A 26187-nucleotide genomic window follows, 5' to 3' on the forward strand; every position below is an offset into this window, starting at 1 on the left:
GGATCGCCGTCATTCTGACCGCATGACCACCGATCGCGACAGAATCCTCGGCCTCGCCGGGGAGATCGACGACCTGGGGCGCCGGCTGGCAGCGGTCGGTGCCGAACTGCGTGCCATCCGGACGACCCAGGAGGCGCCCGCGCCGCCGCCGGTCATGGCGACGCCGCCGATGCCACCGCCGCCGATGTACTGGCCGCCACAGCAGCCGCCACAGCCGCCGCACCAACAGTGGCACCAGCCACCGCCCGTGCCGCCGCAGCCCGTGTACCGGCCGGTGCCCCGGCCGACGCTGGTGGAGACGCTCGGCAAACAGGGCGCGGGCAGCAAGATCGTCGCCTGGGTCGGCGGCGCGGTCACGCTGCTCGGCATCGTGCTGCTGCTCGTGCTGGCCGTCCAGCGTGGCTGGCTCGGCCCGCTGCCCCGCGTCCTTTCCGGCGGCGCGTTCGGGCTCGCCCTCATCGGGACGGGGATGTGGCTGCATCGCAGGCCGGTCGGCCGCACCGGGGCGTTCGCGCTCGTCGGCACCGGGATCGCGACGCTCTACCTGGACGCCGTCGCCGCGACGGCGCTGTACGACTTCCTCCCGTCGCTCGCCGGGCTCGCGCTCGGGCTGCTGGTCACGGTCGGCGGGATTCTCGTTGCCGTGCGGTGGGATTCGGCGCTGCTGGCGACGGCGGTGGTGCTCGGCTGCGCGGTGTGCGCGCCGATGATCACCGGTGGGTTCAGCGCGGAACTCGTGCTGTTCCTACTGGTCGTCCAGGCCGCGACGGCACCAGTGCAGCTGCGCCGCGAGTGGACGGCGCTGACCCTGTCCTCGGCGTTCCCGCCGATCATCGCCTCGGTGGTGAGCACGGCGCTGCTCGGCTCGCCGGGCTCGTGGGCCAACACTGGTGCGGCGCTCGGCGTGGCGCTGCTCGGCGTCGCGCTGGCACTGATTGTGTTGCGGCGCAAGGAAAACGACCCGGGTGCGCTGGCGCTGCTGGCGACGTCGGCGGCTCCCGCACTGATCGCGGCGCTGTTGCTGCCGAAGACCGGCGCCGTCCTCGTCGCGGGTGGGATTTCCTTGGTACTGCTGGGAATCTGGGCCACCCGTCGTTGGTGGCCGGGGTATGTCGGCGATCTCGCGGGCCTGGCCGGGCTGATCGCGCTCATGCAGGCGACGATGACGCAGTTCGACGGGACCGCGCGGGCCGCCGTGCTGCTCGGCGAGGCCCTGGTGCTCGTCTTCCTCGCCCGCTGGAGCCGCAACCGGTTCGCGATGGCCGCGTCGCTCGGATTCGCCGCCGTCGGCGGCCTGGTGGGGATCGTCCACGACTACTCGCCCGCGCTGCTCGTGCTCTTCGGGGACCGGACGACCGGTGTGCTCGTCGGCGCGCTCGTCGTGGCGGTGCTCATCCTCGCGGCCGCGATTCTCCTGCCGTGGACGGCTTTCCGGCTCGAAGTGCTCCGCGCGCCCGCCGCGAACCCGCTGCCGTGGTTGCTCGCCGGTGTCGCGGTGCTCTACGGCGCCGCCGGGGCGGTGCTCTGCGCGACCCTGCTGGTCCTGCCCGACCGCACCGGATTCCTGACCGGCCACGTGCTGATCACCGTGTCGTGGACGGTGGCGGCGTTGCTCCTGCTGGTGCGCGGGATCGACGTCGTGGCGCTGCGGGTGACCGGGCTGGTGCTGGTCGGTGCCGCGGTGCTGAAGCTGGTGCTGTTCGACCTCGCGGCGCTCGACGGGATGGCCAGGGTCGCGGCGTTCCTCGGCGCGGGGCTGGCGCTGCTGGTCGCGGGGGTCCGCTACGCCCGCGTCGTCCGGGAGTCGTGAATCTCCTCGGCTCCCGAGGTGGCCCATGCGCAGGTGTGTGGGTGTCGCGAATGGCGCATTGCCGACGTTCGACGCCGCGAATGTCGCATTCGCGACACCGCCCCGGCCGAAGCCGGTGCCCCGAACGGAGCGTTGGGGACATTGAGCATCCCCAACGACGCGTTCGGGACATGACCGTTGCCGCGCGCCGCCTCACCACCCCCGCTAGCGAGGTCACGCCACCCCAGGTGAGAAAACCCCAATGTGGCATTGGGTGCGTCTGACGCACCGAATGCCACATTGGGTGCGTCCGGCCACTGGCGATCGGGCTGATCGGGAAGAAATGTCGGTGTGGTGTGGTTCACTCCGGAAGACGACCGAGACCCTGGGGGATCGCATGAGCTACCAACCCGACCCGCGGCTGGCCGAGCGCGCGGCCGAGCCGATCGGCTGGCTGACCACGGTGACGCCGAAGGGGCGGCCCGCGCCGCGTCCGGTGTGGTTCGTCCTCGACGGCGACGACATCCTGGTGTTCAGCCAACCGGACACGGCGAAGCTGCGGCACATCGCGGCCAACCCGGAGGTGAGCTTCCACCTCAACAGCCAGGACGGGGGCGGCGGCATCCTCGTCGTCAACGGCCGGGCCGAGGTGGACGAGGCCAAGGCGTCCGAGGCACCCGGCTACCTCGACAAGTACGAGCCGACATACGCCAGGATCGGCTTCGCGGACGCCGCCGCGTTCGACGCGTCGTATTCGGTGCGGATCCGGATCGTGCCCGAGCGGTCCTGGGGCTTCTAGGAGGGGATCAGAAGCCGACGTTCAGGCAGGCCAGCCGCGGACCGGCGGTACCGGCCTTCCCCGGCTCGGTGTGGGTGTGGGTTTCGTGGATGATGACCGACTGCGCACGGCGGTCACTCCCGAACCCCCAGTCCACAGTGGACGTTACGTAGGCGGTGCCGTCCTCGTCGGTGGTGAAGTCGAGCCAGATCTCGTTGTCCGGGTTGGCGTACTTCGGGTCGACCGAGGGCTGCACCGGGTCCTGGACGTGCTGGTGGTGCGGGCCGGAGTCGTTGGGCGCCGCGCCGCAGGGCTTGGAGTGCGCGTGCGAGCCGTACTCGCGGTTGGGCACGAGGCCCTTGACGATCAGCGCGGTCTTCGTGGCCGACCTGGTGAACCCGTACACCGTGGCCTTCGCGCCGACCGGGACGAGGTCGGGCTGGTAGGTCACGGCGTTCGCGCCGGGAGTGTAGGGGGCGTAGGTGCCGTGGGCCCGGAAGTGGTGGCCGTGGCCGCCCTTCGCCGGGACGGCGTCGGAGGCGCCGGCGACGCCGGCCGCGGCGGTCAGCAATACGGCGGAAAGGGCAACGGGGAGGATTCGCATATCCCCCTCTTTAGCTTTGATTCGCAGGTCAAACCATGGTCGTCACTCGTTCGGATGATGCTTTTCCGAGGAAAGCACGGTCTTTACCGGGATCCGTACCACATGTTTCGGACTGGGGTTTCCGATGGCAGCCCGAACGCCGCGGGGGCGACCGGCTTCGGATCGGCCGGGCCCCGGGCCCGCGAGGACCTCGCGGGCGCCCAGCCAGGTGCACATCCGCTCGACCGAGCGCTGGAGCCCGGCACCGTGTGTGTCGATGAGCGGCAATGTTTCGCGTGCCACCGCATCGTCGACGGGCAGTTCGTCGACCGCCCACCAGGCGGACGCGAACGCGGCGACGATGCCACCGGCGAGTATTCACCAGCGAGGCCGTCGTGGCCGGGGGCTCCTCGGTGACATTCCGTTCATCCCCCATGCCACCGACTGTATCGCTGTTCACCCGGTGTTCGACCGGTGTTGCCGGGATCGACGGCGGCCGCCCCCGAGTGGTCCGTACCTTCCCGCTCGTGACCGATTCCTCCCGTCGTACCTTTCTGCGCGGTGCCGGGCTGCTCGGGGCGGGCGCGGCCGTTTCCACGCTGCCCAGCGTGCTCGCCGCCCCGGCCGCCGGCGCCACTCCGGACACCGACGCCGCCTCGGCGTCCGGCCGCCGTGATCCGGAGAGCCTCCGCTTCACCGTGGCCGTCATGCCGGACACCCAGTACCTGTTCGACACCGACCGCGGGGACGCCGCGCCGGTGGACGCCGCCCTGCGCTGGGTGCTCGGCAACGACGACAACGTTGTCTTCCTGGCACACCTCGGTGATCTCACCGAGCACGGCCAGCCGGGCGAGTTCGCGAAGATCAGCCGGTCCTTCGAGATCCTCGACCGCCGCCGGTTCCCGTACAGCACGCTGGCCGGCAACCACGACGTGAACTCCTCGACCGACGACCAGCGTGGCCGCACGCCGTACCTCGACGCGTTCGGCCCGCAGCGGTTCCGCCGGTCACCGGCGTACCGTGAGTCCACAAAGGACGGTTACAACAGCTACCACGTGTTCCGCGCGGCGGGCCGGGAGTGGCTGGTGCTCGCGCTGGACTGGCGGCCCTCGGCGGGCGGCCTGGCCTGGGCGAGGGACGTGCTCAGGCGCCACCCGCACACCCCGGCGATCCTGACCATCCACGAACTGGTGGACTCCGACGGGAGCGGCGCCGCCCACCTGTCGGAGTTCGGGCAGCGCGTGTGGGACGAGCTGATCTCCGGCAACGACCAGATCTTCCTGAGCCTCAACGGGCACTACTGGCCGCCGGGGCGCACGGTGAAGAAGAACGCCGCCGGGCACGACGTGCACCTGCACCTCACCAACTACCAGGACCGCTACTACGGTGGCAGCGCGATGATCCGGCTGTACCAGTTCGACCTGGCGCGCGGGGTGATCGACGTCCGCACGTTCTCGCCGTGGCTGGCCGCGCGGGCCAACCGGCTCACCGAGCTGGAGCGGCTGGAGGTCGAGCGCACCGGGACGGCCGACTACTTCAGCATGGAGATCGACTTCGCCGAGCGCTTCGCCGGGTTCGCGCCGGTCCCGGTGCCACCGGCCCGTCCGCCGCGCCAGCAGCTCGTGCCGGGGACCGTCGCGTACTGGCGCTTCGAGGACGGCCGGGACGGGCAGCCGGTGGCCGAGGGCACGCCGGTACGCGACCTTTCCGGGCATGGCAACGACCTGGTCCGGGCGACCGTGCCGGGCAGTGGCGCGGCCGCGTTGACCTACTCGGCCCGCTTCTCCCCGCGGCAGCCGTCGCGAGCGAGCCTGCGCTTCGACGGCGGGCGGAAGCCGGGACGCGGGGCCTACCTGCGCACGGTCGACACCGCGCCGATGAACACCGCGACCTTCCAGCGCGGGTACACCTTCGAGGCGTTCGTGTGGCTGCCCGAGGACTTCCGGAACGGTGACCACGCGTGGTCCGGGGTGTTCGGCAGGCTGGGCTCGGGTGGGCGGGCGGGCAAGACCGGCGACGACCCGAAGGAGCCGGCGGCCACACTGTCCCTTTCGGACGGTGCCGCGTTCCAGTGGGCGGCCTTCCCACTGAACCAGAACGCGATCTCGACGAACTGGGGGCATGAGCTGCCGCTGGCGAAGTGGTGGCACGTCGCGGTGGTCAACGACGGCCGCCGGACCACGGTGTACGTCGACGGCTGCCCGCTGCTGCGCAACCCCGAGACGCCCGCGATCGGCATCGCGAATCCCGGCGGCAGCTGGCTCGTCGGCGCCTCGGCCTACGACGGCGTGGTGGAGCAGAGCTTCTACGGCCTGCTCGGTGAGGTCCGGGTGGTGGACCGGCCACTGCGGGTGCGGGACTTCCTGCTGGGCTGAGCGGGTACGGAGAAGGCGCCGCGGATATCCCGGCGCCTTCTTCGCGCGCGGAAAAACCACGTGGGGAAGTGCCGGGACTTGACAAGGTGTGGACAATGAAAAGTCGACGTGTGCTTGCCTCAGGAAAGGACTCCACAGCACATCGCCGACTGACTAAATTCATCATAGGAGCTGTGAGGGGAACTTGTCAAGTCAGGGGTACGACGAGGAATTACGGTCCGAACGGGCGTACGTGGATTCCCTCTACGGACGGCTGGACGCCGAGCGGGCGCGGGCGGCGGTCGCGTTCGACGAGGCGGTCAAATCGCAGGGCAACTCCTCCCTCGCCGAGCGGGACGGCTTCGCCGCCGCCCGCGCCCGTGAGGTGGGCCGGCTGAACGTCGCCGACAACGGATTGTGCTTCGGCCGGTTGGACGCCCTTTCCGGCGAACGGACCTACATCGGCCGGATCGGGTTGTTCGACGAGGAAAACGACTACGAACCGCTGCTCATGGATTGGCGCGCCCCCGCCGCGAAGCCGTTCTACTGCGCTACGCCGGTTTCACCGGACGGAATGGCGTCGCGGCGGCAGTTCCACACCAGGGGCAGGAAGGTCGTCGATTTCACCGAGGAGATGCTCGGTGCCGCCGGCGAGAGCACCGGGCGGGGTGACGCGGCGCTGATGGCGGCCGTCTCCGCGCCGCGCGGCGCCGGGATGCAGGACATCGTCGCGACGATCCAGGCCGAGCAGGACGAGATCATCCGCCTCGACCACGCCGGGGTTTCGGTGATCGAGGGCGGGCCGGGCACCGGGAAGACGGCGGTCGCGCTGCACCGCGTCGCGTATCTGCTGTACGCCAAGCGCGAGCGGCTCGCCCGGCGCGGGGTGCTCGTGGTGGGGCCGAGCCCGGGGTTCCTGACCTACATCGGCCGGGTGTTGCCGTCCCTCGGCGAGACCGACGTGGTCTTCGCGACGCCCGGCGACCTGGTGCCGGGCCTGCGGGTCACCGCGGAGGAGACCGATCCCGAGGTCCAGCGGATCAAGGGATCTTCGGCGATGCTCGACGTCCTCGCCGCGGCGGTGGCGGACCGGCAGGGGCTGCCGGCGGCGGCCGTCGAGATCGGGCTCAGCGACATCACGATCGAGTTCGACGCGGAGGTCGCCGAGCGGGCCAGGGCGAAGGCGCGGGCGAGCGGGCTGCTGCACAACGAGGCGAGGGCGGTGTTCCGCGAGGCGGTGCTGCACGAGCTGGGTGAGCTGGCGGTGGACCGGATCGGCGGCGGCTGGCTCGGCGCCGACGATCCGGAGATCCTCGCGTCGATCCCGGCCGAGATGCTGCGGGAACTGGACGAGCAGGCACGGGAGACGAACGAGCTCACCGTGATCCGGGAGGAGATGCTCGCCCAGGTCCGGCTCGAACTCGACGCGCACGACCGGCTGTCGGCCGAACTCGACCGGCTGTGGCCGACGCTGACGCCGCGCCGGTTGCTGGCCGACCTGTTCGGCTCGGCGGAGCGGGTCGCGGCGGCCGGGGGTGATCCGGCGCTGGTGCGTGCGGAGGGCGCGGCGTGGACGGTGTCCGACGTCCCGCTGCTCGACGAGGCGGTCGAGCTGCTTGGCGAGGACCGCGCCGCGGCCGAGGCCGCCGCCGAGCAGCGGCGGCGGGACGCGGAGGAGTACGCGCAGGGCGTGCTGGACGCGGTGGTCGCCGACCGGGAGGACGTCATCGACGACGAGATCGGGCTGATCGCCACCGACCTGCTGGACGCGGCCCAGCTGGCCGAGCGGCAGGACGAACGCGACACCAGGGATCTCGCCGAACGTGCCGTCGAGGACCGCGACTGGACCTACGGGCACGTCGTCGTCGACGAGGCGCAGGAACTGTCCGAAATGGACTGGAGGGTGCTGATGCGGCGCTGCCCGAGCCGCTCGTTCACCATCGTCGGCGACCTGGCGCAGCGGCGGTCGGCGGCAGGCGCGCGCTCGTGGGGCGACATGCTTTCGCCGTACGTCGCGGATCGGTGGATCTACCGCTCGCTGACGGTGAACTACCGCACGCCGTCGGAGATCATGGCGGTCGCCGCCGCGCTGCTCGCCGAGTTCGCGCCCGAGGTGACCCCACCGGCGTCGGTGCGGGCCAGCGGGGTGCGGCCGTGGGCGAGGCAGGTCGACGCGGACGGTCTCGCCGCCGCGATCGACGAGTTCGTGCGCGCCGAAGCACCGGGGGAAGGCACGTTCGTGGTGATCGGGCCTTCGGACATCCCCGGGGTGCGGCCCCCTTCGGCGACGAAGGGGCTGGAGTTCGACGCCGTTCTCGTGGTCGAACCGGATCGCATCCTCGACGAGGGCCCGCGCGGCGCCGCCGAGCTCTACGTCGCGCTGACCCGGGCGACGCAGCGGCTCGGCGTCCTGCACACCGGCGCGCTGCCGGAGGTGCTGAACGGGTTGGCGCGGGAGAAGAATCCGGTGTCCGCCGGACATCGGCGATTCCTGTAGGCGGGACACTGTGCCGGTGAGCGGTACCGGTGCGTCGGGGAATTCCCGGCGCGCCGGTACCGAACCCGGACGGTCGACTCGCGTACCTGGACGGTCGGTTCGCGTACCTGGATGGACGACTCGCGTACCCAGGCGGACGACTCGGCGTCAGTTCGTCAGGTGGCCCCAGGTGTAGTCCTGCTTGGCGCGCTTGAGGTACACGAACAGTTCGGTGCCGGTGACTTCCGGGATCGAGCGGATGTCCTCGCCGAGTACCTGCAGCAGGTGCTCGTCGTCCCGGCAGGTCAGCTCGGCCAGCAGGTCGAAACTGCCCGCGCACAGGACGACGGAATGCACGTGGGGCAGCGGGGAAAGCTTGTCCGCGACCTCGCGGGGATCGCCGCTGACGGTGATCCCGACCATCGCCTGCCGGTCGAGATCGACGTTGGCGGGTGCGGTGATGGCCACGATCTGCATCATGTCCTCGCGCAGCAACCGCTGCACCCGTTGGCGTACCGCGCCCTCGGACAGGCCCACCGCCTTGGCGAGCGCGGTGAACGAGGCGCGCCCGTCGTGCTGGAGCAACGAGATCAACGTCCTGTCCGTGGTGTCCAGGCCTCGCTGGGCACGCTGATCATCGTTCCGAGTGCGTAGTTCCTCACCCATGCCGTCCCTCCCTTTGTTTCGGCATGTGTTTTCTTAAGCGCGCAGCGTATCCAGTCACGGCGACAAAGGGGGAGACCTTATCGTCGCGATATTCGCGCGCGTGTCGCGGTATACGGGATGTGTACGCCTTTCGTTGTGATCCGGATGTCGGTCGCGGACCGCCGAGCCACCGAGTGAGACAGGGTTCGCCATCGGTGTCACACCTGGCGGTGGAAACCGCGCGTCATCGAAAACTCATCTGGGGTGGTTAGCGTCCCCGGCATGATGACTTCCACTGTTGCGAACCTGGCCATTCCCTACGGCGCGAGCAGCGATCTGCCGCACGCGCTGGTGTCCGCGGTGATCGTCGCGGCGCTGCTCGCCGGGGTGAGCGCGCTCAGCGTCGCCGCGCGCAAGCGGAAGGTCGCGCGGGCGGAGGCGGCCGCGCCGGCCCCGGTCGAGGACCGTTCGCAGGCGTTGCTGCGGCAGGCCCGGTGGCACGACCAGACCCGCGACCAGATGGCCGCCGACGGCCGGTCGGCGGAGGCGCTGGCGCAGGCAAGGACCGCGGCCGACCAGTGGCGCGAGCTCACCCGGTTGCGGCCGGGACGGTTCCAGGCGGAGCAGCAGGCCGCGCTGAACCGGCTCGGGGAACTGCTGGCCGCGTCGGGGCAGCCGGACGAGGCGGCGCGTGTCCAGCGCGAAGCCGCCGGAATCGCCTGAGCCGCCGTCATGCCCGCAGCCGTTTGGACCGGTCGGCGTAGCGATCCGGAAAACGTGACCGCCGATCTCGCCCGTGCTCTCCGCGACGAACTCGGTCTCGGGGAATCCCCGCCCGCCATGACGCTTCCCGGCGACAGCGACGGGGTACCCGCCGGAAGCCTGCTGCCGCCAAGGGAAAGGTTCAGCGGGATGCCCGCGCCGACGCACTGTTTCGGGTACGTCGACGCGCGGGCGCCCCGGCCGTTCGAACTCCGCGCCGCGATCATGAGCGGGGGCTCCGCGCTCCGCCGCAGTCTGGGCCTTGGCACCCTGCTCTACGCCGTTCCACTGCGGGTGGCGGTGTCCGGCCGTGCCGCGCTGGGCGCGCCGCGTGGTACCAGGGCGGTGCCGTTCGAGGGTGACGCGGCGGTCGCGAGCCGTCTCAACGAGGACTTCGACCTGGTGCAGCAGGCCACCACGCTCGCGCCCACCCAGGCCGGGCCCGACAGCAACCACCGCTGGGCGGTGGAACGGCTGCTCTCGATCGAGCCGCACGCGCAGGGTGGCGTCCTGTTCGTGCGCACCCTGCATCGCGCGAACCCCACCGGGTGGACGCTCGGCGCGCCCGCGGTGCTGGAACTGGCCGCCCGCGTCGAAACCGCGCTGGGTTAACCGATGTCGCGGCGCAGCAGGTCCTCCTCGGTTTCCCGGCGGACGAGCAGCGTGGCCATCCCGTCGCGGACACCGACCACGGGCGGACGGCCGACGAGGTTGTAGTTCGAGGCCAGCGAGTGGTGGTAGGCGCCGGTGCAGGGCACGGCGAGCAGGTCGCCGGGCCGGACGTCGGCGGGCAGGCGGACGTCGTCGGCGAGGATGTCGCCCGATTCGCAGTGCCGCCCCACGACGGTCACCGGCTGCCGCGCGGCGCGGGTGTGGCGGCCGACGAGCCGCGCGGTGTATCCGGCGCCGTACAGGGCGGGACGCGCGTTGTCGCTCATGCCGCCGTCGACCGCGACGAACGTCCGGCTGCCGCGTTTGACCGCGCACACCCGGTACACCGTGATCCCGGCCGGGCCGACGATCGCGCGGCCGGGCTCGATCGTCAAGCGTGGCAACGGGAATTCGTGTCGCGAGCATTCGTAGCCGAGCGCGATCCGCAGCCGGCGGGCGTAGCCCTGGAGGTCGAAGTGGGGGTCGCCGGTGAGGTACGGGACGGCGTGGCCGCCGCCGAGGTCCAGTTCGCGCAGCGTGACGCCGTGGGTTTCGCGGACGCGCACGAGCACGTCGACCATCCGCCGCGCGGCCTGTTCGTAACGGTCCACACGGGACACCTGCGAGCCGATGTGGCAGTGCAGGCCGACCAGCCGCAGGCCCGGCTGGGCCAGCACCGCCGCGACCGCGCGGCCGACGTTGTCGTGGACGTCCTCGCGCAGCGAGAAACCGAACTTCTGCCCTTCGGTGCCAGTGGTGATCTTGGCGTGGGTGTCGCCGGAAACGCCGGGTGTCACCCGGATCATGACCTGCTGGGCGCCGTGGGCGAGCGCGCCGAGCGCCTCGATCTCGTCGAGCGAGTCGACGACGATACGGCGGACGCCGTAGGCGAGCGCGGCCTTGAGGTCTTCGGGCGTCTTCGCGTTGCCGTGCAACAGGATCCGCTCGGCGGGGAAGCCGACCGACCGGGCGGCGGCGATCTCGCCCGCCGAGCAGGTGTCGAGCGAAAGGCCTTCCTCGGCGACCCAGCGCAGCACCGAGCGGATGCACAGCGCCTTGCTCGCGTAGGCCACTTCGGCCTCCGGCAGCGCGCGGCGGTAGGCCCGCGCGGTGTCGCGGATCTGGAGCTCGTCGAGCAGGAACGCCGGGGTGCCGAACCTGGCGGCCAGGTGGCTCACCGGCGCGCCGGCGAAGAGCAGTTCACCGTTCTCGCCGAGGGAGGTGCTCCGCGGCCACAGACCCGGTTCGAGATGGTCGGCGGCCTCGCAGCCGAGGCTGGGCAGGAGCTCGCTGAGCGTCACGGTTACCTCCGTGCGTCGGTCGTATCGGACACGTGCTCAGCCAACGCCCGGTTTCGCCGCGATGCCGCCGCCGTCGACATGCTCCTGACACTCCGGGGCCAGTCGCTGACGCGTCCTTAACGGGCGAGTAACTTCGGCCACACCCCGTCTGACCTGCGCAGTGCTGAGTTTTCCCGCCGTTCACCGTCATACCGGGCATGGTGAACACACAGCTGGGCGGAGGGATCGGGATGATCACGGGTGACGTGGACAAGGCGGTCGTGGCGGCGGCGAAGGCCGGGGACGAGGCGGCGTTCGGGGGGCTGGCCGAGCGGTACCGGCGCGAGCTCCGGGTGCACTGCTACCGGATGCTCGGCTCGTACGAGGAGGCCGAGGACCAGGTCCAGGAGACCTTCCTGCGGGCGTGGCGCGGGCGCGGGACGTACCGGGCCGAGGCGAGCTTCCGGGCCTGGCTGTACCGGATCGCGACGAACGCGTGCCTCGACTTCCTGGACCGGACCCCGCGCACGGTGCCCGCGCTCGACCTGCCGGTCGCCGGGGACTCCGACCTCGCGCCACGACCCGCCGTCGCCGTCCCGTGGTTGCAGCCCTTTCCGGACCGGCTGCTGGAACCGGCGGCCGACGAGGCGGGCGAACCGGACGCGGTCGCCGTCGCGCGGGAGACGATCGAGCTGGCGTTCCTCGCCGCCATCCAGCACCTGCCCGTGCGGACGCGTGCGGTGCTGATCCTGCGTGACGTGCTCGGCTGGACAGCCAAGGAAGCGGCCTCGTTACTGGAAACCACGCCCGCGTCGGTCAACTCCGCGTTGCAGCGGGCCCGTGCGGAGCTGAAGGAGCACCTGCCCACCCGTCGTGCGCAGTGGCGTCCCGCCGCGGAGCCCAGTGCCGACGAGCGCGCCGTCGTGCGGCGGTACATGACCGCGGTGGTGGAGTGCGACGAGGACGCGCTCGCCCAGCTGCTGCGGGAGGACGTCCGGTGCGGTCACCAGGCCGGTGCTGGCGGCTGGATGGGGCCGGAGCCGACCTGGTACGGCGGGCTCGCGGAGGTGCTGGAGGGCTGGGCACCCGCGCTCCGGGGTCCCGACGCGCTCGACTTCGCGATGCGGTTCACCCGCGCGAACGGGCAACCCGCGGTCGCGACCTACATCCGGTGGCCGTCGGCGGGCGGCCGGTTCGAGCCGTTCGCGCTGGACGTACTGTCCATTGTGGAGGGAAAGGTGGCCGAGGTGGTCAATTTCGTGCCCGCGGTGTTCCCGTCGTTCGGGTTGCCGGCGTCGCTGGCCGCCGACGCCGAACGCGTGGGGTGAGCCGTTCTCCTGGCGGGCGCTCCCCCGCTGCGGCGAGGGAGCGCCCGGCTGCGGCGAGAACCGGCCGGGCGCCGAGATCCGCGCCGCCGTGCGGCAGCTGCGCGATGCCATCGAGACCGGCCAGCCGATCGGTGCTGCCGCGGTTGCCATCCACCACGTCCACGCGGACACCGGTACGTAGCAGCGGCGCCCGGCGTCGCGCGGATCAGATCGGGAGCGGGAGACCTCCGCCGCCACCTCCGCCGCCCAGCATGCCCCCGATGATGGGAATACTTCCGAGGAGCGACCCCGCCTGGCGGGGCTGGACACTCTGCGACGCGGCAGGGACATCGGGAGCAGCGCCGGCGGCACCGGCGGCACCGCCGATCACCGCGGCGGCAGCTGCTGCGGGCAGGAGCACCCGCATGGCAACACGAGTCAGCTTGTTCACGAAACAACCTCATCTCTTGCAACGGTTTCCTGGTGTCCGGATGCGCTCGGAAGGCTCCGGACACGCAGAAGCATGATCATCAGTCGTGTCGCCCGCCACCAGGAACAGCCGAAGCCACACGGAGGAGTGGCGGGCGGACACCCACCCACGCGCAGCTGCCCGAATGCCCGCCGGCCGCCGACGCCGAACGCGTGGGGTGAGCCGTTCCCCTGCCGGGAAAATCGGTGCTTGACAATTCGGTTCCGGCGGAAGCTATGGTGGCCGAGGACGTCGAAAGCCACGGCCCGGTAGGTAGTCCGGGCGGCGCTTCGCGCTCGTACCCGCATCGATCCCGGTGCGTCCAGGGCGTCCCTTTCCTTGCCGCTTCACCAGAGGGGACTTTGTGATGTCCGAAAAACCGCGGGTACTGATCATCGGCGCCGGCCTGGGCGGGCTCGCCCTCGCACAGGGCCTTCGCCGCGGCGGCGTCGACGTCACGGTCCATGAGCGCGACGCGTCGCCCGACGTCCGGATGCAGGGATATCGGCTGCGGCTGACCCCGGAGGGGCTCGACACGCTGGGGCGGCTGCTGCCACCCCAGCTGAGCGAACTGGTGTGGGAGACCAGTTCCTCCCCGTCCCGCGCCGTCTTCCTCGGCGCACGGCGCGCCGAACTGTCCACTGTGGATCGGAATGTAGCGGTGAATCGTCTTACGCTGCGGCAAATCCTGCTTCACGGCCTCGACGACGTCGTGTCGTTCGGGCGTGAATGTACGGGCTATCGGACGGAGGGCGACGGCTCGGTGACCGCGTTGTTCGCGGACGGGTCCCGGGAAACCGGCGCCGTGCTGGTCGGCGCGGACGGGGTGAACTCGGTGGTACGAAGGCAATATCTGCCGGAAGCGCGCGTCATGGACACCGGGGTGCGCATTCTGTATGGCCGGTTCCCGCTCACCCCGGAGACCGCCGCGCTGATCCCCGAGGAGCTGTTCCAGCTCTACGCCGGTGTCGCGGGCCCCGGTCATCAGCATGTCGGCATCGCGCCGGTGCACTACCGGCGTCCGGCGAAGGAGGCGCTCGCGGAACTCGCCCCGGAGCTGGCGCTGACCGATACCGACGACTACGTGATGTGCCTGTTCGGCGCCCGCGCCGAACTGTTGCCCTACACCGACGAAGAGCTACGCGCCGCGACCGGGCGGCAGTTGCGGGACACCGCGGTGGCGATGACGCGGGAGTGGAATCCGGCGGTCGGCGCGCTGGTCGAGCTGACCGACGCCGAGACGGTGTTCCCGATCTTCATGCGCTCCAGCGTCCCGCATCCGCCGTGGCCCACCAGCGCCGTCACCCTGCTCGGCGACGCCATCCACGCGATGAGCCCGGCCGTCGGGATCGGCGCGAACATCGCCCTGCGCGACGCGGACACGCTCGCGGCCCGGCTCGTCGAGGTCGCGGACGGCGCCGAACTCATCCCGGCGCTGCGTGCGTACGAGACCGCGATGATCGACTACGGCTTCGACGCCGTCCGTACCTCCGCCCGGTTCGGCGGGCTGCGGCTGGGGCAGGCTCCGCTGCCCGCGTGAGGCTACTTCGCCAGTGGCTTGGTCAGGTCGTACACCGTGGTGCCGCCGACCTTCATCGACGTGAAGTGCTGTGTTACCCAGGTGCTGATCGTTCCGGCGGTGCCGCGCCCGGCGCCGCCGGGACCGCCGCCGCGCCCGCCCGCGACGTAGTAGTGCACCTGGCCGGCGGAGACGTACCGCTGGAACTGCGCGAGCGTCGGCGCCGGGTCGCTGCCGCTGAACCCGCCGATCGCGATGACCGGGCGTCCGCTGCCGAGCGCGAGCGAAGCGGCGGCGTTCGCGCTCGGCTGGGCGGCGGCCCACCTGCTGGTGGTGTCCGCCTTGAGCAACGCGATCACCTGGGCGTTCGCGGTCTCCCCGAAACCGCCGCGACCGCCCGCGCCCGCGCGGCCGTTCGCCGGCGCGCGGCCGTCCGCGACCCGCGCCGGACCTTCCGTCCTGGCGCCGCCACGCGACTTCTCCGCCAGCGCCGCGGGTCCCGCCGACGGCGTCCCGCCGGAGTGCCGGGTCGCGGCGGTGGCCACCGTGAACGAGGTGGTCGCGAGCAACGCGGCGACGAGCCCGGCGACGGCGACAGCCGGGGCGAGCCGCCGGAACCGGTCGGCGCCGAACAACAGCGCGAACACCGCGACGACGCCGAGGACCAGGACGGTGTACCGGATCCACGGCTGCCAGGACGCGGCCCGCGTCATCAGCACGAAACTCCACGCGACCGTGACGGCGAGCATCACCGCGAGCACCGCGCGGGCGGGGAGATTGGCCCGGCCACGCCACAGTTCCCGCGTCGACACCGCCAGTGTCCCGGCGATCCCCGGCGCCAGCGCGACGGTGTAGTACGGGTGGATGATGCCGCTCATGGAGCCGAACACCACCGCCGTCACGACCAGCCAGCCGCCCCACAGCAGCAGCGCGGCCCGCGTCCGGTCGGTCCGCGGCGCGCGGCGGGTGAACCACAGCCCGGCGACCAGCCCGATCAGCGCGGCGGGCAGCAGCCACGACGCCTCGGTGCCGAATTCGGACCCGAACAGCCGCGTGATGCCGGTCGAACCGCCGAACCCCGGCCCGCCACCGCCACGGAGCAGCTCGCCTCCCGCGCGGGCCGTGTCGCGGGCGCCACCGCCGCCGTGCTCGTTGCCGAAGATCCGGCCGAGTCCGTTGTAGCCGAAGGCCAGTTCCAGCACGCTGTTGTTCGTCGACCCGCTGATGTACGGCCGGTCTGAGGCGGGCCAGAACGCGACCGCCGCGACCCACCAGCCCGCCGAGACGAGCACCGCGCCCGCCGCGGCGAGCAGTTGCCGGATCCGGCGGCCCAGCGACGTCGGCGCGGCGACGAGGTAGCAGAGCACGAACGCGGGCAGCACGAGGAACGCCTGCAACATCTTGTCGAGGAAACCGAAACCGATCGCGACCCCGGCCAGCAGCAGCCACTTCGTGCTCGCCTTCTCCAGCGCTCGTACGACGCAGTAGCCGCCCGCGACCAGGAGCAGCACGAGCACCGCGTCCGGGTTGTCGTAGCGGAACATCATCGCGGCGACCGGCGTCAGCGCGAGCGCCGAGCCGGCCAGCAGCCCGGCACCCGGCCCGGCCAGCCGCCGGACCGCCAGGTACAGCAGGCCGACCGAGCCCACCCCGGCGAGCGCGTCCGGGAGCAGCAGGCTCCACGACGAGAACCCGAAGACCCGGCCGGAAAGACCCATGAGCCACAGGGAAAGCGGCGGTTTGTCCACGGTGACCACATTGCCCGGATCGAGCGAGCCGAAGAACCACGCCTTCCAGCTCTGGGTCCCGGCCTGCACGGCCATCGCGTAGAAGTCGTTGCCCCAGCCGTTGAGCGAGAGGTTCCACAGGTAGAGCAGCGCGGTCCCGAGCAGCAGCGCGGCGACCGAGGGCCGCACCCAGCGCGGCCGGACCGTGGCGGCCCGGTCCGGCGCCGGCTCTCCGGTGTACGGCGGGGTCATGGCGGGGGCACTCATGTCGCCACCCTTTCGGGCGGGCTTGTGCCCGGGTTGTGGGCTACCTGTGGCCTAGCTGTGCGCGGGCGCCACCGGGAAGAGGATCTCGAACGCCGTCCTGCCGGGTCGGCTTTGGACACTCACGCGGCCGCGGTGCGCGGCCACGACGGCGGCGACGATGGCCAGCCCGAGGCCCGTGCTGCCCGCCGCGCGTGACCGCGAGTTGTCCCCGCGCGCGAACCGTTCGAACACCTCCGGCAGTACCTCCGGGGGAATGCCGGGGCCGTCGTCGGCGACCACCAGCCGCACCACACCGTCCTGAGTGGACAGATCGGCGGTCACCGTCGTGCCCGGCGGCGTATGCGCCCGCGCGTTGTTGAGGATGTTGATCACGACCTGGTGCAGCTGCCCCGCGTCGCCGAGCACTTCGAGCGGCTCGCCGGGAACGTCCAGCAGCCACCGGTGTTCCGGCCCCGCCGCGTGCGCGTCGGCGACCGCGTCCGCGACGAGCCGGGAAAGGTCCACCGGCTCGTGCACCACCGGGCGCCCGGAGTCGAGCCGCGCGAGCAGCAGCAGATCCTCCACCAGCGTCGTCATGCGCGCGGACTCCGACTCGACCCGGCTCATCGCGAAGGCGATGTCCGGGGGCACGTTCTCGCGGCTGCGGCGCGTCAGCTCGGCGTAGCCGCGGATCGCCGCGAGCGGGGTGCGCAGCTCGTGGCTGGCGTCGGCGACGAACTGGCGCACCCGGCTTTCGCTGGCGTGCCGGGCGGCCAGCGCGTTCGCGATGTGCCCGAGCATCCGGTTGAGCGCCGAGCCGACCTTGCCGACCTCGGTACGCGGATCGGTGTCCACATCGGGCACCCGCACCGGCAGCGCGACCTCGCCGCGGTCGAGCGGCAGTTCGGACACCTTGGTGGCGGTCGCGGCGAGCCGGTCGAGCGGTTTCATCGTGCGGCGGATCGTCGCCGCGCCGACCGCCGCGGTCAGCACCAGCCCGCCGAAGGCCACGGCGGCGAAGATGAACCCCAGCCGCCACAGGGTTTCGGTCAGGTCCTTCATCGGCAGCCCGACCAGGGTGAAGTCGCCCTTGCTGTTGTGCCCGGCCACCACCCGGTACTTGCCGATCGTGAGGTCGACGGTGCGTTTGCTCCCGTTCGGCGGCGTCATCAGCAGAACGCGGAGATCCTCCTGAGCCACCTCCTGGAAGTCCATCTTGCCCTTGGGGGAACGCAGCACCTTGCCGTTGGCGGTGGATCCGTGCACCACCTGCACGGCGAGCGTGCCCTCGCCCTGCCCGAGCACCCGCAACGGGTCCGGTGGCGGGCGCCCGCCGGAGTTCCACGGCGACCGGTCGGCGGGGCCCTTGAGCCCGCGGTCGCTCGCCGCCGTGAGCCGGTTGTCGAGCTGTCCGGTGAGGAACTCCCGCAGCGCGAACTCCGTCAGCACCCCGACGACGAGGCAGACGAGCGTGAGCAGCGCGGCGAGCTGGACGATGAGCCGCCGCCGCAACGACCACGCGCGGCGGGACCGGCCGGGCGGCCGCTCAGCCGGCGGCGGGTTTGAGTACATACCCGGCGCCGCGCATCGTGTGGATCATCGGCTCGCGGTCGGCGTCGATCTTCTTGCGGAGGTAGGAGATGTAGAGCTCGACGATGTTGGCCTGGCCGCCGAAGTCGTAGCTCCACACCCGGTCGAGGATCTGCGCCTTGCTCAGCACCCGCTTGGGGTTGCGCATCAGGTACCGCAGCAGCTCGAACTCCGTCGCGGTCAGCGGGACGAGATCGCCGCCGCGGTGCACCTCGCGGCTGTCCTCGTCCAGGGTGAGGTCGCCGACGACGAGGGTCGAGCCGCTCGCGCCGAGCACGCCGTTCGCGCGGCGCAGCAGCGCGCGCAGCCGCAGCGCGACCTCTTCGAGGCTGAACGGCTTGGTCACGTAGTCGTCGCCGCCCGCGGTGAGCCCGGCGATGCGGTCCTCGACGGCGTCCTTCGCGGTCAGGAACAGGACCGGCAGGTTCGGCGCCTCGGCACGCATCTTGCGCAGCACTTCGAGGCCGCTGAAGTCGGGCAGCATGACGTCGAGCACGACGACGTCGGGCCGGAAGTCCCGCGCCACGCGTACCGCGCCCGCCCCGTCACCGGCGCTGCGGACGTCCCAGCCCTCCATCCGCAGGGCCATCGAGACCAGCTCGGCCAGAGTGTGTTCGTCGTCGACGACCAGCACCCGCACCGGGCTCCCGTCGGCACGCCGCAGCTCGGTCTTGCCGTGCGCAGTCGCGTCCATAGCGCTCATGGTGCCCCATCCTCACGCGCGCGGGTGAGTCTTCACTGTGGGACGGCTGTGCGTTCCCTGTGAGCGGTACCTGAACAGGTGAACGTCACCCACGGCCGGTCGCCCCTGTCCGGCCGCCACCGGGACGTGCCGGATTAGGGCAGAGTTGGCCGGGTGCGGGACATCAGCGGCTCACTGACACGGCAGTCGGTACTGGTCGCGCTGGTCTGCCTGGTCGCCGACGCCGGCATGTTCGTCCTGCGCGGTCCCCTCCCGGAGGCGGGCTGGCGCGCGTGGGTGCTGCTCCTGGCGGGCATCGTGGTCAACGCCGCGCTGGCCGGTCCCGCGCGGTACGCGGGCTGGGTCTCGCTCGCGCACGCACTGCTGCTGGTCGCCGCCCCGCTGCTGCTCTGCGACTGCCGGGGCTACATCCTCGTCAACAATTCGGGCGTCCTCATCGCCGGATACCGGTCCGGTGCCTGGCTGCGGACGGTGCCCGCGGTCCTCGCGCTGGCCGCGGTGCTGGCCGGGCTGTCCGTGAGCGAACTGCTCGGCGGCGGCCGCACCGCGACCGACTGGCGGTTGCTCGCGATCGGCGTCGCGGTGTCCGGGCTGCTGCCGTGGCTGGTGGGGCGCTACACGACGGCGCGGCGGGCCTACATCGCCGACCTCGTTCTGGCGGCGGAGCACCGCCGCCAGAACGAGGCGGACGCGATCCGCCGCGCGGTGGCCGAGGAACGCAGCACCATCGCCCGCGATCTGCACGACGTGATCTCGCACCACGTCAGCGCGATCGGCGTGCACGCCGGTGCCGCGCGGCTGGGTCTGCCCGCCGACGGCGAGGGCGCGGTCCGCCGCTCGCTGGGCGCCGTCGAATCGGCCAGCCGGGCCGCGATGGCCGATCTGCGGCGGCTGCTCGACCTGTTGCACGCCACCGGCCCCGAGTCCCCGGACCGGCAGCCGGGGCTGGGAAACCTCGACGATTTGCTCGACACTGTCCGCGCCGCCGGGTTGCCCGCGCGGGTGATCGTGCGCGGGGAGCAGCGGGAACTGCCGGATTCGCTGGACATCGCGCTGTACCGGATCGCGCAGGAGGCGTTGACGAACGCGCTGCGGCACGGCGCGGCGCCGGTCGAGCTGGAACTCGACCACCGGCGCACCGAGTTCGTCCTCACGGTCACCAACGGTCTTCGCGAGCCCCGTCCCGTCCCGGCATCGAGCCACGCCCACCACGGGCTGAGCGGGATTCGGCAGCGGGTGACGTTGTTCGGTGGGCAGGTCGAATACGGTCAGCTGCCGGACGGGCGGCATTGGCGGGTCAGGGTGAGTTTCCCGACGGAGGTGACATGAGCACACAATCGCGCAGCCCGCTCGTGTCGCCGACCGGGTGCGGGTGTCCCGCAGGGCGCCGAGGTGACGTGAGTCGCCTCGCGTACGACAAGGAGTGCGCATGATCAGGGTGTTGCTGGCCGACGACCACGCGATGTTCCGGTCCGGGATGCGGGCGCTGCTGGACACCCAGCCCGACTTCGCGTGTGTCGGCGAGGCCGCGGACGGCCGGGAGGCGGTGGCCGAGACCGCGCGGCTGCGGCCGGACGTCACCGTGCTGGACGTGCGGATGCCCCGCCTCGACGGGCTCGCGGCCACCGAAGCGATCCTCGCGACGCCGGGCAACGACACCCGGGTGCTCGTGCTGACCACCTATGACGCCGACGAGTACGTCTACCGGGCGTTGAGCGCGGGGGCCAGCGGGTTCCTGTTGAAAAGCCTCGCGCCGGAGGAACTGGTGGCCGCGATGCGGGTCGCGGCGCGCGGGGACGCGCTGATCGACCCGTCGGTGACCCGGCGGCTGGTCGCGAAGTTCACCAGCAGCCTCGAACCGCCCGCCGCCGAACCGCCCGAGCTGGCCCGGCTGACCTCCCGCGAGCGCGAGGTGCTGCTGCTCATCGCGAACGCCTGCAGCAACGCGGAAATCGCGCGGCGGTTGCACGTCGGCGAGGAGACGGTGAAGACGCACGTGTCACGGGTGCTGTCGAAGCTTGGCCTGCCCGACCGGGTGCACGCGGTGGTGTACGCCTACCGGAACGATCTCGTCGACGGGCGATGACCCGGTTCGTCCTTTGTGGATGGTCGGGGTGACGGGCTCGCCTCCCGGCCCCGACGATGCGAAACTGGACGCCGGTGACGGGAGGAGCTGGGCGATGAAGCGCTGGATCGGGCTCGCGGCCGGGGTGGTGCTCGTCCTGGTCGGCGCGGTCTGGGTGCTCCAGGGCATCGGTGTGCTGGAGGGCAGCTTCATGACCGGGCAGAAGCTGTGGTTCCTGATCGGGCTCGCCGCGTTCCTCGTCGGCGTCGTGCTGGTCGCCGCGACCGCGACCAGGCGGGCGCCCCGGCCGCCCTCAGCCGCGGGGAAGAACGCGGAAGATCGGGTATCCGGGGGCGATTCCGCGTAGCGTGTCGTCGCTCGCCTTGTCGTCGACGCCGTCGAAGAACACGCCGACCTCGAACTTCCAGCGGCGCAGGTAGGCACGCAGCACGGCGGGCTTCTCGTCGTCGCTCAGCTCGCGGTAGCCGAAGGTCTCGGCGCGGCGGCCGACCCGGAGCTGGCCCTCGCCCGCCGCGCGGAGGTTGCGCACCCACTGGGTTTCCCCACGCGGGGCGACCAGGTATTTGCTCTCGTCCAGCGTCAGCAGGTTGACCGGCACCGAGCGCGGCTCGCCGCTCTTGCGTCCCCTGACCACCAGCACCCTGCTGCCCCACACGCTCAGGCCCAGCTTGGTCAGGCCCTGGATCACCCGGTTGAACACCGCGGTGGCCTTGCCCGGTTCCACGTAGCGCACGTCCATGTCGTCCTCCTCGGTTCGGAAAGCGAGAGCAGTGCTCTCTGTTAAGAGCAGTGAACACTAGACGGTGGTTCGAGTCAAGAGCAGTGCTCTTGATTTTGTGCAGCGCTCTCGAACTGGCACACTGAACGCCATGACCGCGCCGAAGACGGCCCGCGAGCGCGCCAGGGCCGAGCTGACCAGGGAGATCAAGGACGAGGCCCGGCGTCAGCTGGCCGAAGTCGGCGCGAACGGCCTTTCGCTGCGTGCGGTGGCCCGCGAGCTGGGCATGGTTTCCTCGGCGCTGTACCGGTACTTCCCGAGCCGGGATCACCTGCTGACCGAACTCATCCTCGACGCGTACAACGCGATCGGGGAGGCCGCGGAACGCGCCGACCGCTATCCGGACGACCCGGCCCGCGTCCGCTGGGGCCGGATCTGGCGCGCCACCCGTGCCTGGGCGAGGGAGCGTCCGCACGAGTACGCGCTGATCTACGGCTCACCGATCCCCGGCTACCAGGCGCCGCAGGACACCGTCGCCCCCGCGGGCCGGGTCGCGCTGGCGCTGGTCGCCGTGACGCGGCGGGCGGAGCCGCGCTCCCCGCGCGAAGAAGCCCTCGAACCCCGGCTGCGTGCCCAGGCCGAGGCGGTCGCCGGGCAGCTCGGCGTCGCCGTCTCCGCGCAGACCATGCTCCGGCTGCTCACGGCGTGGACTCAGCTGTTCGGGGCGATCAGCTTCGAGCTGTTCGGCCAGTACGTCGGCAGTGTCGACCCGGCGGACGCGTACTTCGATTACCTGACCGAGCGGATGGCGGACTACGTCGGGCTCTGAGCACCCGCCGACCAGGAGCGCATGAGCAGTTCCAGCGCGTCCACCACGACGTCGTCGCCGATGCCGTCGGGAATCAGGTAGCGCTGGCGAAGCAGGCCGTCCTCCAGCGCGTGCACGATCAGCGCGAGGAATCCCGGGTCCGCGGGCGGGCGTGCCCCGCGCCGGGCCAGCTCGGCGGAGATCCCGCCTTCGAGCAACGCGCGCGCCTCGAGTTCGCCCGCGCCGACCAGCGGCCGGGCCGAAGGATTGCGGAGCGCGTACAGCGTGAGCTCGGCGCGCAGGACGAACCACTCCGGGAGATGCCGCGCCCGTTCGACATGCCAGGCACGCAGTCGCCGCAGCATCTCCTCGAACGAGCCGACGCCCTCGGCGAGCGCGGTGATCTCCTCGGCCTCCCGTGCTCTCCGCTGGGCGAGCAGCTCGACGACCAACTCGTGCTTGTCCTCGAAGTTGCCGTAGAACGCGCCGCGCGTGTACCCCGCGCGTTCGGCGATCTGTTCCACCGACGTCCCGTTGACCCCGCGCTCGGCGAACAGTTCGGCCGCGGCGGCGAGCAGGCGTTCTCTCGTCCGTTCGCGGCTTTCCGCCCGCGTCAACCGCTTCGCCATCACGGCCGAGACGGTACCTTTCGCGGTGGAGACACCTCTGCGGAAGGCGGCACGACGTGACGGAGTGGGCAGCACAGGTCGGCAGGATCCGGGTCGTCGGGACCGGCGTGATGGGACGGGGCATCGCGCAGCTCGCCGCGACCGCCGGGATGACCGTCGAACTCGCCGACGTCCGGCAGGAGGCCGTCACCCGCGCCATCGAGCACATCGGCGCCATGGCCGACAAGCTCGCCGCGAAGGGGAAGCTGTCCACCAAGGACGGCACCGACGCCGCCGCCGTCAAGGCCCGGCTCGTCGCGGTCGACGGGCCCACCGCCCCGGCAGACGATCTGGACCTGGTGATCGAGGCCGCCCGCGAAGACCTGGAAACCAAGCGGACGCTCTTCGCCGAGCTGGAACGGGTCTGCGGACCACGGACGGTCTTCGCCACCAACACCAGTTCCCTGTCGGTCACCGAGATCGCCGCCGGGCTCGAAGATCCGTCCCGGTTCGTCGGCCTGCACTTCTTCAACCCGGTCCCGCTGATGCGCCTGGTCGAGGTCGTGCCCGGCACCCGGACCGCGGGCTGGATCCCCGCCGCGGCGCTGGACCTCGTCCGTCGCTGGGGGCACGAACCGGTGCTCGCGCCCGACGCGCCGGGGTTCCTGGTCAACCACGCGGGCCGCGGCCTCGGCACCGAGGCGCTCCAGATCCTCTCCGAGGCCGTCGCGAGCCCCGCCGACGTCGACCGTATCGCCCGCGACGTGCTCGGTCTCAAGCTCGGCCCGTTCGAACTGCTGGACCTCACCGGCCTCGACGTGTCCCACGCCGTGCTGGAGAGCATCTGGAGCGGGTTCCACGGCGATCCGCGCCTGCGGCCGTCGTGGCTGACGCGGCCGCGCGTGGCTGCCGGGCTGTTCGGCCGGAAGAACGGCGAAGGCTTCTATCGCTACGAGGACGGTGTCCAGCAGGTCGAACCCGAGCCAACGTCGCCGCCCGCCCCGGACTGCCCGGTCTACACCGCCGACGAGGGACTCGCCCGGCTGCTGAACGAATCCGGTGTGCAGGTGGTGCCGGACGCCTACCCCGACGCCGTCCTCCTCGTCACCCCGTTCGGCGAGTCCACAGTGGACGCCGCGCGCCGGGCGGGGCTGCCGCCGGAACGGGTCGGCGGCGTCGATCCGCTCGGCCGGTTCGAGCGGCGGCTGACGTTGTCCGTGCATCCCGGCCTCGACCCCGCCGCCGGCCGCGCGCTGTGGGGCGCGCTGGCCGCGACCGGACGGCCGGTGAGTGTCGTCCGCGACGCCCCGGCCCCGATCGCGCAGCGCCTGCTCGCCTCGATCGTCAACACCGCGTGCTTCATCGCCGAGCAGCGGCTCGCCGCGCCCGCCGACATCGACACCGCCGTCCGGCTCGGGCTCGGCTACCCCCGTGGCCCGCTGGCCTGGGGCGAGGCGCTCGGCGCGGACGAGGCGCTGCGCATCCTGCGCGGGCTGGCCGCGAGCACCGGGGACCCGCGTTACCGGCCGAGCGGCTGGCTCACCGAACGCGCCGCGCTGGGTCTCCCGCTCACCGCGACCGGGACGACACCGGCGGATCTGCTGGGGCCGTGACGACAGGCCCGCTGTGGACGTCCTCAGTGGACATTGCGTGGTTACCGGACGATCTGGACCAGGTCACCGACCCGGAGCGCTTTGAAGAACTTCACCGACGCGCCGAACGACAGGTGGATACCGCCGTGCGTGTACTCGGTCAGGCTGCCGAAGTGGAAGGCCTCACCGGGGCGGAAGAACACCGAGTTGGTGATCGGCGGGACGCCGCGCTCCTTCGGCCGGTGCAGCTTTTCCTTGGACAGCACGTGAAACGTGCCGAGAAGCGCTTGGAAGTCCTTCCGCCCCGGCAGCATCGGCACGGGACCGTAGAGGACCTTGCCCCGCGCCAGCAGCCACGCCTTGCGTGCCGACAGGTCGACACACGCGTTCGTTTCGCGTGATTCCACGGCGGCCTCGCACGGCACCCCGGCGTCCTTCGCCCGCGGCCGTGGCGTGACCGGCGAGGGCGTGGGCGTGCCGTCCGATGGCGTGGCCGGAGCGGGCGGTGCCGACGGGACGACGGTGCCGGTCCGTGGGGCGCCGCTGCCGGGGAGTGTGGTCGGCGTCACCGCGGCCGCGCTGGTCGGGGGAGCCGTGCTCGTCGTGACCGGCACGGCCGGTGTGGTCGTCACCGCGGGCGCCGCCGTGCCCGGCACGCCGCCCTCGCCGCAGCCGGCCAGCGCGAGCGTCGCCGCCAGCGCGGCCGACCCGGTCAGCAGCCGTGTCCACGTCCGCATGCCCAGGCACCTCCTCCTCCGCCGTCCGATCGTGCTCTCGTCCTGGTGACGAATCCCGCCCCGCCCTGGTTGCCCCGGAGTGACCTTCGGGCAGCGCGCGTCTCCACCCTGGGGTTGATACCGGGCTCAACCCGGGACCGGCCCGTGCGCCGACGAATTCCCCGCCCGATCCGCCGATGCTGAGAGCACCAAGAAGCAGGCCGGATCGAAGGAGTCCCTCGCCATGAACACCGCAGTCACCATTCTGGTCTACGTCGGGATCGCGGGTCTCGTTTTCTACCGGATGATCTACAAGCAGTTGCGGGGCACCCTGCTCACCCGCTCCGGCCTGATGCGGCTGCCGCTGATCCTGGTCGTCGTCGGCGCGTTCTTCGTCGTCAAGGCGCTGCCCGGCGCCACCACCGCCGAGGTCGGCCTGCTCGTCGCCGACATCGTGGTGCTCGCCGCTCTCGGCGCGGCCCGCGCCGCCACCACGACGCTGACCGAGCGCGCCGGGACGACCTTCCAGAAGGGGGCGGCGATGACGGTGGTGCTGTGGCTGGTGACCATCGCGGCCCGGTTTGGCTTCGTCGGTCTCGGCACTGTGCTCGGCATCACCGGGCCGCTCACCTCGGCGTCCATCGCGCTGACCATCGGGATCAGCATCGGCGTGCAGAACGCGATGACGCTGCACCGCATCCAGCAGCTGCGCCTGCCCCTCGCGGAGGGCCGTCGCGTCGCGTCCGCCCGCTGACCGGCACGAAATGTCCGAAAAGGACT

23 protein-coding genes are annotated in these 26187 nt (G+C 71.7%); 14 read left to right on the forward strand and 9 right to left on the reverse strand.

Translation table 11 applies throughout. The annotated features are described in order from the left end of the window. The first annotated feature begins 22 nt into the window (after positions 1–22). Both ABD987_RS20745 and ABD987_RS20750 read left to right on the forward strand, forming a co-directional pair. Positions 23–1810: a DUF2339 domain-containing protein gene (locus ABD987_RS20745; RefSeq protein ID WP_345395797.1), complete on the forward strand. Its 1788-nt coding sequence runs from the start codon at positions 23–25 to the stop codon at positions 1808–1810. A 376-nt stretch (positions 1811–2186) separates the two neighbouring features. Next, positions 2187–2588, forward strand: coding sequence for a TIGR03667 family PPOX class F420-dependent oxidoreductase (locus tag ABD987_RS20750; RefSeq protein ID WP_345395800.1), 402 nt, complete (start codon positions 2187–2189; stop codon positions 2586–2588). Between the two features lie 7 nt (positions 2589–2595). Here ABD987_RS20750 and ABD987_RS20755 read toward each other — a convergent pair whose 3' ends face one another. Further along, positions 2596–3171 (reverse strand): superoxide dismutase, encoded by a 576-nt coding sequence (locus ABD987_RS20755; protein WP_345395803.1) that lies wholly within the window; start codon positions 3169–3171, stop codon positions 2596–2598. Between the two features lie 506 nt (positions 3172–3677). Here ABD987_RS20755 and ABD987_RS20760 point away from each other — a divergent pair. Further along, positions 3678–5525, forward strand: coding sequence for a LamG-like jellyroll fold domain-containing protein (locus ABD987_RS20760; RefSeq protein WP_345395806.1), 1848 nt, complete (start codon positions 3678–3680; stop codon positions 5523–5525). 184 nt (positions 5526–5709) lie between these two features. Further along, positions 5710–8001, forward strand: coding sequence for a helicase (locus tag ABD987_RS20765; protein ID WP_345395810.1), 2292 nt, complete (start codon positions 5710–5712; stop codon positions 7999–8001). A gap of 147 nt (positions 8002–8148) precedes the next feature. On the opposite strand, the gene ABD987_RS20770 is transcribed toward ABD987_RS20765, so the two are convergent. Then, positions 8149–8646: an Lrp/AsnC family transcriptional regulator gene (locus ABD987_RS20770; RefSeq protein WP_345395814.1), complete on the reverse strand. Its 498-nt coding sequence runs from the start codon at positions 8644–8646 to the stop codon at positions 8149–8151. Between the two features lie 261 nt (positions 8647–8907). Here ABD987_RS20770 and ABD987_RS20775 point away from each other — a divergent pair, with 261 nt between their 5' ends. Continuing rightward, the gene (locus ABD987_RS20775; RefSeq protein WP_345395817.1) at positions 8908–9348 is read left to right on the forward strand and encodes a hypothetical protein; all 441 of its coding nucleotides are present in this window, start codon (positions 8908–8910) and stop codon (positions 9346–9348) included. 54 nt (positions 9349–9402) lie between these two features. After that, on the forward strand, positions 9403–9999 hold the full coding sequence (locus ABD987_RS20780; RefSeq protein ID WP_345395820.1) for a hypothetical protein: 597 nt from the start codon (positions 9403–9405) through the stop codon (positions 9997–9999). Here the strand turns inward: ABD987_RS20780 and lysA are convergent. Next, a complete protein-coding gene (gene lysA / locus ABD987_RS20785) occupies positions 9996–11339 on the reverse strand; it encodes a diaminopimelate decarboxylase (protein WP_345395823.1) in 1344 nt (447 codons plus the stop codon). The two genes, ABD987_RS20780 and lysA, sit on opposite strands and share 4 nt — an antisense overlap. Before the next feature lie 230 nt (positions 11340–11569). On the opposite strand from lysA, the gene ABD987_RS20790 reads away from it, so the two are divergent. Next, positions 11570–12646 carry an RNA polymerase subunit sigma-70 gene (locus ABD987_RS20790; RefSeq protein WP_345395826.1) on the forward strand — a complete coding sequence of 359 codons (1077 nt, stop codon included), beginning with the start codon at positions 11570–11572 and terminating at the stop codon, positions 12644–12646. 815 nt (positions 12647–13461) lie between these two features. Beyond that, positions 13462–14634 (forward strand): FAD-dependent oxidoreductase, encoded by a 1173-nt coding sequence (locus ABD987_RS20795; RefSeq protein ID WP_345395829.1) that lies wholly within the window; start codon positions 13462–13464, stop codon positions 14632–14634. A 2-nt stretch (positions 14635–14636) separates the two neighbouring features. Here the strand turns inward: ABD987_RS20795 and ABD987_RS20800 are convergent, their stop codons facing one another. From ABD987_RS20800 to ABD987_RS20810, 3 genes are read right to left on the reverse strand one after another with little or no spacing between them, the layout of a single operon-like run. Beyond that, positions 14637–16607 carry an ArnT family glycosyltransferase gene (locus ABD987_RS20800; protein WP_378214179.1) on the reverse strand — a complete coding sequence of 657 codons (1971 nt, stop codon included), beginning with the start codon at positions 16605–16607 and terminating at the stop codon, positions 14637–14639. Between the two features lie 51 nt (positions 16608–16658). Then, entirely contained in the window at positions 16659–18158 is a 1500-nt protein-coding gene (locus ABD987_RS20805) for an ATP-binding protein (RefSeq protein WP_345395832.1), read from the reverse strand. After that, complete coding sequence (locus tag ABD987_RS20810) at positions 18133–18879, reverse strand: response regulator transcription factor (RefSeq protein ID WP_345395835.1); 747 nt, start codon at positions 18877–18879, stop codon at positions 18133–18135. Before ABD987_RS20810 ends, ABD987_RS20805 begins: the two co-directional genes overlap by 26 nt. A gap of 153 nt (positions 18880–19032) precedes the next feature. Here ABD987_RS20810 and ABD987_RS20815 point away from each other — a divergent pair, with 153 nt between their 5' ends. From ABD987_RS20815 to ABD987_RS20825, 3 genes are all read left to right on the forward strand, one after another. Further along, entirely contained in the window at positions 19033–20208 is a 1176-nt protein-coding gene (locus ABD987_RS20815) for a sensor histidine kinase (protein WP_345395838.1), read from the forward strand. A gap of 100 nt (positions 20209–20308) precedes the next feature. Continuing rightward, positions 20309–20965, forward strand: coding sequence for a response regulator (locus ABD987_RS20820; protein ID WP_345395841.1), 657 nt, complete (start codon positions 20309–20311; stop codon positions 20963–20965). 94 nt (positions 20966–21059) lie between these two features. Then, positions 21060–21311: a hypothetical protein gene (locus tag ABD987_RS20825; protein ID WP_345395844.1), complete on the forward strand. Its 252-nt coding sequence runs from the start codon at positions 21060–21062 to the stop codon at positions 21309–21311. On the opposite strand, the gene ABD987_RS20830 is transcribed toward ABD987_RS20825, so the two are convergent. Next, entirely contained in the window at positions 21258–21704 is a 447-nt protein-coding gene (locus tag ABD987_RS20830) for a nitroreductase family deazaflavin-dependent oxidoreductase (RefSeq protein WP_345395847.1), read from the reverse strand. The genes ABD987_RS20825 and ABD987_RS20830 overlap by 54 nt on opposite strands. A gap of 130 nt (positions 21705–21834) precedes the next feature. Between ABD987_RS20830 and ABD987_RS20835 the strand changes: the two genes are divergently transcribed. Further along, entirely contained in the window at positions 21835–22512 is a 678-nt protein-coding gene (locus ABD987_RS20835; RefSeq protein ID WP_345395850.1) for a TetR/AcrR family transcriptional regulator, read from the forward strand. Here the strand turns inward: ABD987_RS20835 and ABD987_RS20840 are convergent. Beyond that, positions 22497–23120, reverse strand: a complete 624-nt coding sequence (locus ABD987_RS20840) for a TetR/AcrR family transcriptional regulator (protein ID WP_345396229.1) — start codon at positions 23118–23120, stop codon at positions 22497–22499. The genes ABD987_RS20835 and ABD987_RS20840 overlap by 16 nt on opposite strands. A 56-nt stretch (positions 23121–23176) precedes the next feature. Between ABD987_RS20840 and ABD987_RS20845 the strand changes: the two genes are divergently transcribed. Beyond that, positions 23177–24712: a 3-hydroxyacyl-CoA dehydrogenase gene (locus ABD987_RS20845; RefSeq protein WP_345395853.1), complete on the forward strand. Its 1536-nt coding sequence runs from the start codon at positions 23177–23179 to the stop codon at positions 24710–24712. Between the two features lie 41 nt (positions 24713–24753). On the opposite strand, the gene ABD987_RS20850 is transcribed toward ABD987_RS20845, so the two are convergent. Further along, positions 24754–25428, reverse strand: coding sequence for a L,D-transpeptidase family protein (locus ABD987_RS20850; protein ID WP_345395856.1), 675 nt, complete (start codon positions 25426–25428; stop codon positions 24754–24756). A 223-nt stretch (positions 25429–25651) separates the two neighbouring features. Here ABD987_RS20850 and ABD987_RS20855 point away from each other — a divergent pair, with 223 nt between their 5' ends. Next, a complete protein-coding gene (locus ABD987_RS20855) occupies positions 25652–26161 on the forward strand; it encodes a hypothetical protein (RefSeq protein ID WP_345395859.1) in 510 nt (169 codons plus the stop codon). The last annotated feature ends 26 nt before the right edge of the window (positions 26162–26187 follow it).

The organism is Amycolatopsis samaneae (assembly GCF_039541975.1).
Taxonomy (GTDB): Bacteria; Actinomycetota; Actinomycetes; order Mycobacteriales; family Pseudonocardiaceae; genus Amycolatopsis; species Amycolatopsis samaneae.